The sequence below is a fragment of the Photorhabdus luminescens subsp. luminescens genome (assembly GCF_001083805.1).
Taxonomy (GTDB): domain Bacteria; phylum Pseudomonadota; class Gammaproteobacteria; order Enterobacterales; family Enterobacteriaceae; genus Photorhabdus; species Photorhabdus luminescens.
The window spans coordinates 197713-211441 of the sequence record NZ_JXSK01000002.1 but is presented as its reverse complement, the minus strand read 5'-3'; the positions used below and the strand labels follow the sequence as shown (position 1 = coordinate 211441).

At 43.9% G+C, this 13729-nt stretch carries 11 protein-coding genes and 1 other RNA gene; 9 read left to right on the top strand and 3 right to left on the bottom strand.

Annotated features, from left to right (window positions below; translation table 11 throughout):
* The first annotated feature begins 146 nt into the window (after nt 1-146).
* Complete coding sequence (gene rpiA / locus TI10_RS05805) at nt 147-806, top strand: ribose-5-phosphate isomerase RpiA (protein ID WP_049582345.1); 660 nt, start codon at nt 147-149, stop codon at nt 804-806.
* Nucleotides 807-1079: 273 nt separating this feature from the next.
* On the top strand, nt 1080-2321 hold the full coding sequence (serA, locus tag TI10_RS05800; protein WP_049582344.1) for a phosphoglycerate dehydrogenase: 1242 nt from the start codon (nt 1080-1082) through the stop codon (nt 2319-2321).
* Nucleotides 2322-2369: 48 nt separating this feature from the next.
* Here the strand turns inward: serA and TI10_RS05795 are convergent, their stop codons facing one another.
* The 3 genes from TI10_RS05795 to zapA all read right to left on the bottom strand — a co-directional run bounded on the left by TI10_RS05795 (nt 2370) and on the right by zapA (nt 3630).
* Entirely contained in the window at nt 2370-2966 is a 597-nt protein-coding gene (locus TI10_RS05795; RefSeq protein WP_049582343.1) for a 5-formyltetrahydrofolate cyclo-ligase, read from the bottom strand.
* A 37-nt stretch (nt 2967-3003) separates the two neighbouring features.
* A non-coding RNA gene (gene ssrS / locus TI10_RS23510) (6S RNA) lies at nt 3004-3190 on the bottom strand.
* A 110-nt stretch (nt 3191-3300) separates the two neighbouring features.
* The gene (gene zapA, locus TI10_RS05790; protein ID WP_049582342.1) at nt 3301-3630 is read right to left on the bottom strand and encodes a cell division protein ZapA; all 330 of its coding nucleotides are present in this window, start codon (nt 3628-3630) and stop codon (nt 3301-3303) included.
* Nucleotides 3631-3818: 188 nt separating this feature from the next.
* Here zapA and TI10_RS05785 point away from each other — a divergent pair, with 188 nt between their 5' ends.
* The 7 genes from TI10_RS05785 (at nt 3819) to gcvP (ending at nt 13154) form a co-directional block, all read left to right on the top strand.
* Nucleotides 3819-4394: a YecA/YgfB family protein gene (locus TI10_RS05785; protein ID WP_049582340.1), complete on the top strand. Its 576-nt coding sequence runs from the start codon at nt 3819-3821 to the stop codon at nt 4392-4394.
* A 48-nt stretch (nt 4395-4442) separates the two neighbouring features.
* A complete protein-coding gene (pepP, locus tag TI10_RS05780; protein WP_049582339.1) occupies nt 4443-5759 on the top strand; it encodes a Xaa-Pro aminopeptidase in 1317 nt (438 codons plus the stop codon).
* A 7-nt stretch (nt 5760-5766) separates the two neighbouring features.
* Nucleotides 5767-6945: a 2-octaprenyl-6-methoxyphenyl hydroxylase gene (ubiH, locus tag TI10_RS05775; RefSeq protein WP_049582338.1), complete on the top strand. Its 1179-nt coding sequence runs from the start codon at nt 5767-5769 to the stop codon at nt 6943-6945.
* A 45-nt stretch (nt 6946-6990) separates the two neighbouring features.
* Nucleotides 6991-8223, top strand: a complete 1233-nt coding sequence (ubiI, locus tag TI10_RS05770; RefSeq protein ID WP_049582337.1) for an FAD-dependent 2-octaprenylphenol hydroxylase — start codon at nt 6991-6993, stop codon at nt 8221-8223.
* Between the two features lie 358 nt (nt 8224-8581).
* Entirely contained in the window at nt 8582-9676 is a 1095-nt protein-coding gene (gene gcvT / locus TI10_RS05765; RefSeq protein WP_049582335.1) for a glycine cleavage system aminomethyltransferase GcvT, read from the top strand.
* 121 nt (nt 9677-9797) lie between these two features.
* Complete coding sequence (gene gcvH, locus TI10_RS05760) at nt 9798-10190, top strand: glycine cleavage system protein GcvH (protein ID WP_049582334.1); 393 nt, start codon at nt 9798-9800, stop codon at nt 10188-10190.
* Nucleotides 10191-10277: 87 nt separating this feature from the next.
* Nucleotides 10278-13154, top strand: a complete 2877-nt coding sequence (gene gcvP, locus TI10_RS05755) for an aminomethyl-transferring glycine dehydrogenase (protein ID WP_049582332.1) — start codon at nt 10278-10280, stop codon at nt 13152-13154.
* Nucleotides 13155-13729 lie beyond the last annotated feature (575 nt).

Genomic DNA, 13729 nt, shown 5'->3' with positions numbered 1-13729 from the left:
ATATGGCGGGTTTTTGGCATCATTTAATCTTATATTTCCCATAACTTATCCTACTCAACTTTAATTGAATTGCGGTTTCTTTGTTGCCATCAAAGTTTATACTAGTCGAAGTCTTTCCTTGTAACTGAAATAGGCAATGAATTGATATGACTCAGGACGAACTGAAAAAAGCAGTAGGTTGGGCAGCACTCGAATTTGTTACACCAGGAACAATTGTGGGTGTGGGGACAGGTTCAACGGCTTCACATTTTATTGATGCCCTCGGTTCCATTAAAGATCAGATTGAAGGGGCAGTATCCAGCTCTGAGGCTTCTACTGAGAAGCTAAAAAGCTTGGGAATTCCTGTATTCGATTGTAATGAAGTGGATTCCCTTGATATCTATGTTGATGGTGCGGATGAAATCAATGGCAATATGCAGATGATTAAAGGCGGTGGCGCTGCATTAACGCGTGAAAAAATCATTGCCGCAATAGCGAAGAAATTCGTTTGTATTGTTGATGCTTCTAAGAAAGTTGATGTATTGGGTAAATTTCCTCTGCCGGTTGAAGTGATTCCAATGGCTCGCGCCTATGTCGCTCGTGAGTTGGTTAAATTGGGGGGAGTACCAAAATATCGTCAGAATGTTGTGACTGATAACGGCAATCTAATCCTTGATGTGCATAATCTAGCCATACTCGATCCTGTTGAGTTAGAGAATAAAATTAATCGTATCTCAGGTGTGGTGACTGTGGGCCTATTTGCTAACCGTGGTGCGGATATTATATTGATGGGAACACTTGATGGAGTGAAAACCATCACTCAATAATATTATTCGTAGAGGGCGAAATTTTTCGCCCTTAAAAATTTTTTCACTTTTAAAATAGGTGAAGAATTTAGTGATATATTTCATATCTCTGATTGTTATTTAATCCAAATCCTAATTTTGTTCTTTTTCGGATCATTTTATTCCGCATAATAACTACTTTGTTAAGACTTATGTGACGAGAATAGCAATCGTTTATATTGCTGTGTTCGTTTTTTTTGTTATGTTGAGAGAATGAATCTTAAATGTAACGAAGCGTAACAATAGGCAGGATAAATGGTTAAGGTATCTCTGGAAAAAGATAAGATTAAATTTTTGCTATTAGAAGGTGTGCATCAAAGCACGGTAGAAAATCTGCGAGCAGCCGGTTATAGCAATATCGAATATCATAAGGGAGCATTAGATTCCAAAGAGTTAAAAGAGGCAATTCGTGATACCCATTTTGTTGGTATCCGTTCCCGCACACAACTGACCGAAGACATTTTTCAGGCAGCCGAAAAATTGGTTGCTGTAGGTTGTTTCTGTATTGGTACCAATCAGGTTGATCTGAAAGCGGCGGCAAAACGTGGTATCCCTGTCTTTAATGCGCCATTTTCTAATACTCGTTCGGTTGCTGAAATGGTCCTTGGTGAGTTGTTGCTATTGCTGCGTCGTATCCCTTTAGCGAATGCGAGAGCTCATCGAGGAGTGTGGGATAAGCAGGCTAAGGGCTGCTATGAAGTGCGTGGGAAAAAACTGGGTATTATCGGTTACGGTCATATTGGTACTCAGCTTGGTATTCTGGCTGAAAATATTGGTATGGATGTCTACTTTTATGATATTGAAAACAAATTGCCATTAGGTAATGCCCATCAGGTACGTCATTTGTCAGAATTACTGAATATGAGTGATGTGATTAGTTTGCATGTACCAGAAACGCTATCAACTAAAAATATGATTGGTGTAACCGAACTGACACTGATGAAACCGGGTTCTATCTTGATTAATGCTTCACGCGGAACGGTGGTGGATATCCCGGCATTATGTGATGCATTGGAAAGTGAACATCTGTCAGGGGCGGCAGTGGATGTGTTCCCTGTTGAACCGGCAACCAATAATGATCCGTTTGAATCACCGTTGTGTAAATTTGATAATGTGTTGCTGACGCCGCATATTGGTGGTTCTACCCAGGAAGCGCAAGAAAACATTGGTTATGAAGTCGCAGGAAAGTTAGCGAAATACTCTGATAATGGTTCTACTTTATCAGCAGTAAACTTCCCAGAAGTGTCTCTTCCTGTTCATGCTGATGATACCAACCGGTTTTTACATATTCATGAAAATCGTCCGGGTATATTGAACAGTATTAACCAGGTATTTGCTGAACAGGATATCAATATTGCCGCTCAATATCTGCGTACCAGTGGGGATATGGGTTATGTGGTTATTGATATTGTGACTGAAAATCCTGTTCAAGCTGAAATGGTATTTCAGAAACTGAAAGCACTGCCGGGTACTATCCGTTCTCGTCTGCTTTACTGATTATTTTGAACTGTCATAAATGGGCGTTTTGTGTAAAGCGCCCATTTTTTACTGCCATTGCCAGATTTTTTCTGGTGTGATGATTTCGGGTAATGGGATATCCCATTCGGCTGTTGGCAGTGTATCGACTAACTGGAAGTTATGCGCCAGACCTATCGGATAGAAGTTTTTTTGTTGCCACTGGCTCAATGTACGATCATAAAAACCGCCACCCATGCCAAGCCGCTGCCCTGTGCGGTCAAACGCAACCAAAGGGACCATCATAATATCCAGCTCTGATAGTGGTAAAACCTGTTCAACGTTCAGCGGCGGCTCTTCTATATTGAAGCGATTTCTGATGAGTGGGGTATCAGGTTGATAGTTTAAAAACAGCAGATGGTGATAACTGAAAGGGTGTAATACGGGCAGGTAGATCTGCTTATTTTGTTGCCAGAGTTGATTAATCAGTGGACGGGTATCGAGTTCACCATCAAACGAAAGGAATAGTGCGATTTTATTGGCTTGGTGAATTTTGGGGTGGTTGATTGCTCGCTCAGCAGCCTGCTTGGCAAAAAGGGATTGTTGTTCAGGGGTGAGTTCACGGCGTTGCTGGCGTATTTTCTTTCTAATGCTTTGTCTGAGTGATAAGAGGGACTCTGATTGCATAGAACCTGCCGGTGGGTAGCAGTAGCGATTAAGGTTGAGATTCTCCAAGATGCCGTTACAGGTAGTAACCCTTGAACCCTTGGTTCAAGGTGAACGCAGCGTCGCAGCTTTAAGGCTTCTCGGCCGGACCGAGCATGCACACCAGACTACGGAGCACCACATTCTATAATGTATGAAATATCGGCTCAGGGGACTTTCCCCGTTAACGAACATCTCAGAGAAATTTATTCAGCGCTTGTAAGCAACTTTATGACACCTATTGTATGAAACTAAATACAGAAAGCAACTAATTCTCGAATGATTCACTCACTAATGTATGATTTATCAATAGAATTCATTCATTTGGTGAAATAGTGCTCTCAGTGATGCGACCTTGTTCCACTAATGCTTGTTCTATAGTCTGTTGAAGCATCTTTATTTTCTGTTCCATATTATAGGCATAGTCACGGGTTTTCACTTTTTCTTGTGCCAATTCGTGACAGATATTCAGTGCCACAATAAAAATCAGTTGTTCAGTATTGGTTACTCTGGTGCGTTCTTTTAAATCGTCTAAACGTTGTTCAAGTTCCACAGCCGCAGCCAGTAATGCTTCTTTTTGCTCTGATGGACAATTGACACGTAGTGACCGCCCAAAAATCTGGATATCTACCGGTTGTGCAGACATGACCCCTTCCTGACTAATTACTGCGCTCCGGTTTTAATTTTGAATTTACAGAATTGAAACCGGAGACAATCATTTATAACGCAATACCGACAGACAGCTCACGATTAGCGACGGTTGTTGTCTGGTATAGCGACTCCCCTTGGTGGTAGCATAGCATGAACTTACACCGTCAACGATGACCAATACACATGTCTATACAGAATTCATTACCAGATTATCAATCTTTTGACGAAATATTGCATCAACAGTCAGTGGCACTGACGGCAGCGGAGATGCATGGGTTAATTAGCGGCCTGCTGTGCGGCGGTAATCGCGACAGTAGTTGGCAGGTCTTAGTTCATGACTTAGCGAATGATGGGCTCGCTTTTTCCTATCCATTAGCTCAACAATTGCGTGAATTACGTGAAATCACATTTGAATCACTGGATGACAGTAATTTTACATTCGGTTTATTGCTGCCTGATGAGGAAGATAATGTGTTTGAACGAGCAGATGCATTAGCTGGATGGGTTAACCATTTTTTGCTGGGATTAGGCGTTGCTCAACCGAAGTTCGCGGATAAAAAAGAGATCGGGGAAATTATTAGTGATTTGCGCAATATCGGTCTGCTTGGTTATGAAGAAGGTGATGATCAAGAAGAGTTGGCCCAGGCGCTGGAAGAGGTCCTTGAATATGTGCGGGTGGCTGCACAGCTTTGTTATATCGCCTTTACTGAACCTAAAACCGTTTTAATCGCAAAAAATGACAAACCGACATTGCATTAATTGGTGTTTATTGAACGCAAAATAATTAACTCAGTCGCAGGAGAGGGTATGCTCAAACAAGAATATTTATCCCGCCGTCAGGCTTTACTGGCAAAAATGGCTCCGGCCAGCGCAGCGATTATTTTTTCTGCCCTGCCTGCGCCACGAAATTCAGATAATGAACATCCTTATCGTCAGCATAGCGATTTCCTTTATTTAACTGGGTTTAGTGAACCGGAGTCGGTGCTGATATTAATTAAGAGTGATGATACGCATAGTCATAGCGTGCTTTTTAATCGAGCGCGTGACTTAACGGCGGAAATTTGGTTTGGTCGCCGTCTTGGACAAGAAGCAGCACCGGAAAAACTGGGTATTGATCGTGCTTTGCCTATTGATGATATCAAAGAAGAGCTTTATCTGTTGCTGAATGGTTTGGATGTGGTTTATCACGCACAAGGTGAATTTGCCTACGCAGATGAAATTGTCTTTCAGGCGCTGGATATATTAAGAAAAGGCGGTCGTCGTAATCTTTCAGCGCCTTTAACGATAACTGACTGGCGCCCTTGGGTACATGAAATGCGGTTGTTCAAATCTAAAGCAGAAATTGAAGTTATGCGCCGGGCAGGTGAAATCAGCGCGCAGGCCCATATGCGCGCGATGAAAGCTTGCTGCCCGGGCATGTTTGAGTATCAACTGGAAGCTGAAATTCATCACGAATTTACTTATCACGGTGCTCGTTACCCGGCTTACAACACGATTGTAGGGAGCGGTGAAAATAGCTGTATTCTGCACTATACCGAGAATGAAAGTAGGATGAAAGAAGGTGACTTGGTGTTGGTTGACGCAGGTTGTGAATATCTGGGTTATGCCGGGGATATCACCCGTACCTTCCCTGTCAATGGCAAGTTTACCCGCGCTCAGCGTGAAATTTACGATATCGTACTGAAAACGCTCAATGTTTCATTGGAGTTGTATAAGCCAGGCGCCAGCATCAACAAAGTTACAGAACATGTCGTGCGGATTATGGTGGAAGAGTTGGTGAAACTGGGCATTATGCACGGTGAAGTTGAACACTTAATCGAAACTAAAGCTTATCGCCAGTTCTTTATGCATGGTCTCAGTCATTGGTTAGGATTGGATGTGCATGATGTCGGTGACTATGGTGTAGAGCGTGACCGTATTTTGCAACCAGGAATGGTATTGACGGTTGAACCGGGGCTTTATATTGCACCGGATGCAGATGTGCCGATGGAATATCGTGGTATTGGTATCCGTATTGAAGATGACATTTTGATCACTGAAACAGGTAATGAAAACCTGACAGCCAGTGTTGTTAAAGAAGCTGATGAGATTGAAGCTCTGATGGCGAAAGCAAAACAGGGTTAAGTTAAGAATGAACGTGATTATCGTTGGTGGAGGCATGACCGGCGCGACGCTTGCGTTGGCGATATCTTCCCTGAGTAAGGGGCAGATTCATGTGTCCCTGATTGAAGCGGCGGAGCCGGAGCAGAAACATCCCGGCTTTGATGCCAGAGCGATAGCGCTGGCTTACGGTACTTGTCAGCGTCTACAACAGATTGGCGTTTGGTCTGCTCTGGAAGATTATGTGATACCAATAACTCACGTTCATGTTAGTGATCGTGGTCATGCAGGATTTGTAAACCTTTATGCAAAAGAATATAACATTCCAGCTTTAGGTAATGTTATCGAATTGTATGATGCAGGGCAGTGTTTGTTCAAATTACTGAAAAATGCGCCTGCTGTAACGCTATATTGTCCATCTAAGGTTATGGCTGTTGAAAGAACCTTGTCATCGGTTGCTGTCACTCTGGACAGTGGCGAGCGCCTGCAAGGTGAATTGCTGGTAGCGGCAGATGGCAGTCATTCTGCTATTGGTCACGCCTGTAATATTCAGTGGCAACGACACGCTTATGAACAAGTTGCTGTGATTACTAATGTACTGACTTCAGAGCATCCGCAAGGCAGTGCATTTGAACGTTTTACAGAATATGGCCCACTGGCTTTGCTGCCAATGTCCGGGGGGCGGAGCTCGCTAGTATGGTGCCATCAATTGGCGCGGAGAAAGGAGATAGCGAGTTGGAATAATGAGCAATTTCTTAGGCAGTTACAGCAAGCATTTGGCTGGAGACTAGGGAAAATATTGGAAACCGGTCAGCGTCACCGCTATCCATTGACATTATCTACTGCAAATCAACAAATTAGCCACCGATTGGCGCTGGTGGGAAATGCCGCGCAAACATTACATCCGATTGCTGGTCAGGGTTTTAATCTTGGTATGCGAGATGTTATGACACTGGCTCAGATTGTTTCTGAGGCTTTTGCTGCTGGTCAGGATATTGGTACTTATCAGGTTTTGGCCAACTATCAACAACAACGAGTTTTAGATCGGGAAAACACCATCGATATTACCGATGGATTGATACGAATATTTGCCAATCGTTATTTTCCATTACAGATCGGGCGTCAATTTGGCCTGATGATGATGGAAAAATGCTCTCCTATGCGGGATATACTGGCCCGTCAGACTCTGGGTTGGATCGCCCAAAGATAACCGCAGCTCGCAGATAAAGCAGACAAAATAAGAGGACATTATATTATGCAATCATTTGACGTGGTTATCGCTGGCGGCGGTATGGTGGGTTTGGCGCTTGCCTGTGGTTTACAAGGCAGTGGCTTGCGGGTGGCGGTGGTGGAGCACTATCCGCCTGATCAATCCGTTATTGCTGGAGAAGAGTATGCTTTGCGGGTTTCTGCGATTAATGCAGCCAGTGAGCGCTTATTGCAGCATCTTGGTGTGTGGCGACAAATTCTGGATATGCGTACCAGTCCTTATCAAGGAATGGAGGTTTGGGAGCGGGATAGCTTTGGTCGTATTCAGTTCAGCGCGGCTGAATATGGGCTGGAATATCTTGGTCATATCATTGAAAACCGAGTTATCCGTGAAACATTATGGAAAAAGGCAGAGAGTTTATCTGATGTGACCATTTTGGCGCCGGCGGCTTTGAAACAAGTTGCCTGGGGTGAAAATGAAGCTTTTATGACTTTATCCGATGGTCGTATGTTAACTGCTCGTTTAATTGTTGGCGCTGATGGCGCTCATTCATGGTTGCGTCAACATGCTGATATCCCTCTCACATTCTGGGATTATGAACATCATGCGTTGGTCGCCGCTATTCGCACCGAAGAGCCACACGGCGGGGTTGCCCGTCAAGTCTTTTATGGTGATGGTATTTTGGCGTTTTTACCGCTTGCTGATTCCCATTTGTGCTCTATCGTCTGGTCACTGCCGGGTGAGATCGCAGAACAGTACAAACAGCTTGATCATAAGCGTTTCAACCAGCAATTGGCGGTAGATTTTGATCTGCGTCTTGGTCAATGTGAACTGATGAGTGAGCGTTTGACAATTCCACTGACTGGTCGTTATGCCCGTAATTTTGCTGCTCATCGTCTGGCCCTGTTAGGCGATGCCGCTCATACCATTCACCCATTGGCAGGTCAGGGAGTGAATTTGGGTTTTATGGATGTCGCTGAGCTGATAGGTGAATTGCGTCGTTTACATGGTCAGGGAAAAGATATTGGTCAGCACTTTTATTTACGTCGCTATGAGCGCCGTCGTAAACATAGTGCTGCTATGATGCTGGCTGGAATGCAGGGCTTTCGCCAATTATTTGATGGCAATAATCCGGCGAAAAAACTTTTGCGGGATGTCGGGTTGTCTCTGGTAGATAATTTACCGGGAATTAAACCTAAATTACTTCGTCAGGCGATGGGATTGAATGACTTGCCGGACTGGCTCTCTTCTAAGTCCTATTCGGCTGAAAAAATCTAATTTAGCCTCTGCTTATCGATAACTTTTTCTCATATCTTGCTGAAATATGAATAGGTGATTTTATTCATATTTCAGTTAGCTTGTAACAGAAAATGAGTGTTTTCTAAAGTTAATTGTTAATTTTGAGTATTATGACTCATTTTAATAGTTGAAAATTCTGCATACTCATAACACGTTTTTTGGTAGTCACTGAATTGAACCCTATTTTTACTTATGGTTCATTTGGGTTTTCAGTGATAACTTTCATTTTAAGATATCGTTTGCGTCGCGTTTTTTAGCCGCTTTTTGTTCATGATTCACAGTATCTGTCGGTTAATACGCGGTATGTTTTCATGTAGGAAATGAAAAGAGGGAAATAATGGCAAAACAAACTCCATTGTATGACCAGCATCTGGCTTGTGGTGCGCGTATGGTAGATTTTCATGGCTGGATGATGCCTTTGCATTATGGTTCACAAATGGATGAGCATCATACTGTCCGCACTCATGCCGGTATGTTTGATGTTTCCCACATGACGATTGTGGATCTGCATGGTACGGGTTGCCGTGATTTCTTGCGTTATTTGCTGGCAAATGACATTGCTAAATTGACAGAAAAGGGTAAAGCCCTATACACCGGGATGCTTAATGCTTCTGGCGGTGTAATTGATGACCTGATTGTTTATTACCTTAGCAATGATTTTTATCGGCTGGTGGTCAATTCTGCGACCCGTGAGAAAGATCTGGCTTGGATCAATGAGCATGTAGTCAATTATTCGGTTGATATTCAGGTTCGTGATGATCTGGCATTAATTGCGGTTCAAGGGCCGGAAGCTCAGGCAAAAGTACAGTCTCTATTGAATGATGAACAAAAACAGACTATTGCTGGTATGAAACCTTTCTTTGGTATTCAGGCGGATGATCTATTTATCGCAACAACGGGTTATACCGGTGAAGCGGGTTATGAAGTGGCGTTACCAAAAGAGCAAGCAGCGGATTTCTGGCAAAAATTGCTTAATGTCGGCGTTAAGCCTGCGGGGTTAGGCGCACGTGATACGTTGCGACTTGAAGCCGGTATGAACCTCTATGGACAGGAAATGGATGAAACCATTTCTCCCCTTGCGGCTAACATGGGCTGGACAATCGCCTGGAAACCCGAAGATCGCCAGTTTATCGGCCGTGAAGCGCTGGAAAAACAGCGTGAAGAGGGCACTGAGCAGTTAGTTGGCTTGGTGATGAGAGAAAAGGGTGTGTTACGTGGTGGTTTAGCGGTTAGCTTTACTGATGAGATGGGCACCTTACATTCTGGCGTTATTACCAGTGGTACATTCTCCCCAACATTAGGATTCAGTATTGCCCTTGCCCGTGTGCCGCAGGGGATTGGCGAACAGGCGGTTGTCCAAATCCGCAATCGTGAAATGCCGGTTCAGGTAGTCAAACCTAGTTTTGTACGGGCGGGTAAACCTCTCGTATAGTCATTTTTATCTAATAATAACTTGATGAGTAAATAGCAATTTATCCCAGTAGGCATGATTGGCGCAGGAACACAAAATAGCCTGATAGGGGTAGATTGCCGGATTGAAGGAGATAATGGTCATGAGTAATGTACCCGCAGAGTTAAGATATGCTCAATCACATGAGTGGGTTCGTGCAGAAGGTAATGGTGAATACACGGTAGGTATTACCGAGCATGCACAGGAGCTGCTCGGTGATATGGTTTTTGTTGATTTGCCGGAAATAGGCGATGAAATCAATCTTGGCGATGATTGCGCCGTTGTTGAATCAGTAAAAGCGGCTTCTGATATCTATGCGCCGCTAAGTGGTAAAATTATTGCCGTTAATGAAGCGCTAAATGACTCGCCTGAATTGGTTAACAGTGAGCCTTATAACGAAGGTTGGCTGTTCCGTATTAAAGCCGCTGATGAAAGTGAACTTTCGGGTTTGCTGGATGCCGAAGGATATCAGGCACTTCTGGACGAAGAAGAATAATATGCTTACCGTCGCCCTGCTTCACATTGTGAGCAGGGCGTTTTTATTTGTATGCCATTTCTGGCCAGCTTCAGGAATTAGTAACAAATGACCCAGACATTAAGCCAACTCGAGAACCAGGGCGAGTTTATCCGCCGTCATATTGGCTCTTCCGCCGAACAGCAAAAAGAGATGCTGGCGACAGTGGGGGCAAGTTCCCTCGATGAGTTAACACAGAAAATTGTTCCCCGTGATATCGCGTTGCCAGAGCCGCCCGATGTCGGCGGTGGTGCGACTGAACAGCAAGCATTAGCTGAACTGAAAGCGATTGCCGGCCAAAATAAACGTTACCAATCCTATATTGGCATGGGATATGTGCCTGCTGTGCTTCCGCCAGTTATTTTACGTAATTTATTAGAAAATCCTGGCTGGTATACCGCTTATACACCTTATCAGCCAGAAGTTTCTCAAGGTCGCCTTGAATCACTGTTGAATTTCCAACAAGTGACGATCGATTTGACGGGTTTGGATATTGCCTCTGCCTCTTTGCTGGATGAAGCGACTGCTGCCGCTGAAGCAATGGCAATGGCAAAACGGACCAGCAAACTGAAAAATGCTGACCGTTTCTTTGTTGCTGATGATATCCATCCACAAACACTAGATGTTGTTCGTACCCGTGCGGAAACCTTTGGCTTTGATGTGATTGTGGATAAAGCAGACAAAGTCTTGGAGCTGGAAGGCGTATTTGGCGTGTTGTTGCAACAGGTTGGCACAACAGGTGAAGTTCATGATTATGCTGATCTAATTGCACAACTGAAACAGCGCAAAATCATTGTCAGTGTTGCCACTGACTTGATGGCGTTGGTGCTGCTGACTGCACCGGGTAAACAAGGGGCTGACATTGTGTTTGGCTCTGCTCAACGCTTTGGGGTACCAATGGGTTATGGTGGTCCCCACGCTGCATTTTTTGCCAGCCGTGATGAATTCAAACGCTCTATGCCGGGACGTATTATCGGCGTATCCCGTGATGCGGCAGGTAATACCGCATTGCGCATGGCAATGCAGACCCGTGAACAGCATATCCGTCGTGAGAAAGCCAATTCCAACATCTGCACTGCTCAGGTGTTGTTGGCAAATATCGCGGCGATGTATGCGGTATATCATGGTTCGAAGGGACTGAAACGCATTGCGGGCCGTATTCATCGTCTGGCTGACATTCTGGCGGCCGGGTTACAGAAAGCTGGATTTACTCTACGTCACAAAACGTGGTTTGATACGCTGACGGTTGAAGTCGCGGATAAAGCGGCGGTATTGGCCCGGTCAGACAAAGCTGAAATCAATTTGCGTACTGATATTTACGGCGCGGTGGGTATCACATTGAGTGAGGCTACCAGTCGTGATGATCTGGTCAAATTGTTCTCTGTGCTGACAGGCACGGATGACAAGCTAGATGTTGAAGCACTGGATAAAGAGCTGGTGACGGAAAGTCACTCTATTCCTGCATCAATGTTGCGTAGTGATGACATCCTGCTGCATCCAAATTTCAACCGTTATCACAGCGAAACGGATATGATGCGCTATATGCATCGTCTTGAGCGCCGAGATTTGGCATTGAATCAGGCCATGATCCCGTTGGGTTCTTGCACCATGAAACTCAATGCTGCGGCAGAAATGTTGCCGATCTCCTGGCCTGAATTTAATCAACTGCACCCATTCTGCCCGCCAGAACAAGCGCAGGGTTATCAGCAAATGATCAGCCAATTATCTCACTGGCTGGTGCAACTGACAGGTTATGATGCCGTTTGTATGCAACCAAACTCCGGCGCGCAGGGTGAATATGCGGGTCTGCTTGCTATTCGCCGTTACCATGAAAGTCATGGGGAAGGGAATCGTCATATTTGTCTGATCCCAAGTTCTGCTCATGGCACCAACCCGGCTTCTGCTCATATGGCGGGAATGACGGTTGAGGTGGTGAGTTGCGATAAAGAGGGCAACATTGATCTGACAGACCTGCGTGAAAAAGCGGAAAAATCCGGTGACGAGCTTTCCTGCATTATGGTGACTTACCCGTCAACCCACGGCGTATATGAAGAAACTATCCGTCAAGTGTGTGAAATCATTCATCAGTATGGTGGTCAGGTTTACCTTGATGGTGCGAATATGAACGCGCAGGTTGGTATCACCGCGCCAGGTTTTATCGGTGCTGATGTTTCGCACCTCAACCTTCACAAAACATTCTGTATCCCACATGGCGGCGGCGGCCCGGGTATGGGGCCGATTGGCGTAAAAGCCCATTTAGCGCCGTTCTTGCCGGGGCACTCGGTAGTTCAAATGGATGGCATTACTGAACAGAGAGCTGTCTCAGCGGCGCCATTTGGTAGCGCTTCTATTCTGCCGATTAGCTGGATGTATATCCGTATGATGGGCTCGCAAGGATTGAAACAGGCAAGCCAGACAGCGATTTTGAATGCTAACTATATTGCTGCTCGTTTAAAGAATGATTATGACGTGCTGTATACGGGACATAACGGTTATGTGGCCCATGAATGTATTCTGGATATTCGACCGCTGAAAGAAGAGTTTGGTATCAGCGAAATGGATATTGCCAAACGTTTGATTGATTACGGCTTCCATGCGCCAACCATGTCATTCCCGGTTGCCGGTACGTTGATGGTGGAACCTACGGAATCAGAAAGCAAAGTGGAAATTGATCGATTTGTGGATGCTATGCTGGCAATTCGTGCTGAAATTGGCAAAGTGGCGCAAGGTGAGTGGTCATTGGAAGATAACCCATTGGTCAATGCGCCTCACGTACAAGCTGAGCTGGTTTCTGACTGGAGCCATAGTTACAGCCGTGAAACCGCAGTTTTCCCAACCTTAGAAACCAAAGCCAATAAATATTGGCCTGCCGTTAAACGCCTCGATGATGTTTACGGTGATCGTAATCTGCATTGTTCTTGCGCACCTATCAGTGATTATCAATAATTACTAATATAACAGTCAACACCAGTATAATAACTGGTGTTGATATTTTTATATTTATTGGTTAAATTGATTTAAATATAAATTAATTTTATATATTTTTCGCCTTTTTCTCCCATATTTTACATGCTATTTCTAATCTAATAGTATCTTTTATTACCGATATTTTTATTTAACAAGCTGTTTTTATTTATATTTTATTTAAATAAATTTTTATGGGTAATGATATTTCATTAATAAAAAATTGAAACTATTATTAATATAATAATTTATTATTATTGTATATTTGTAAACCTCTGAATTAAATTTTCCTATGGATATCTCTTCTATTGAGATAGGGAAACACGGCGAGTAGTACAAGATTGATTCTTTTCCTTAATATCCCGTCACCATTTAATATCTCCAGCCTTACCGCGATTTCACGACATTTCATATAACAGATTCCCCATTATCAAGATTAAAAAATTGAATATTGATCACATTTTGCGCTATATATTCATGCGGTAAATTAATTACATATTAGAATAGTTTAATGTTGTCACTATTAAATTATCAATATTCTCTGTGGGAAGATGACC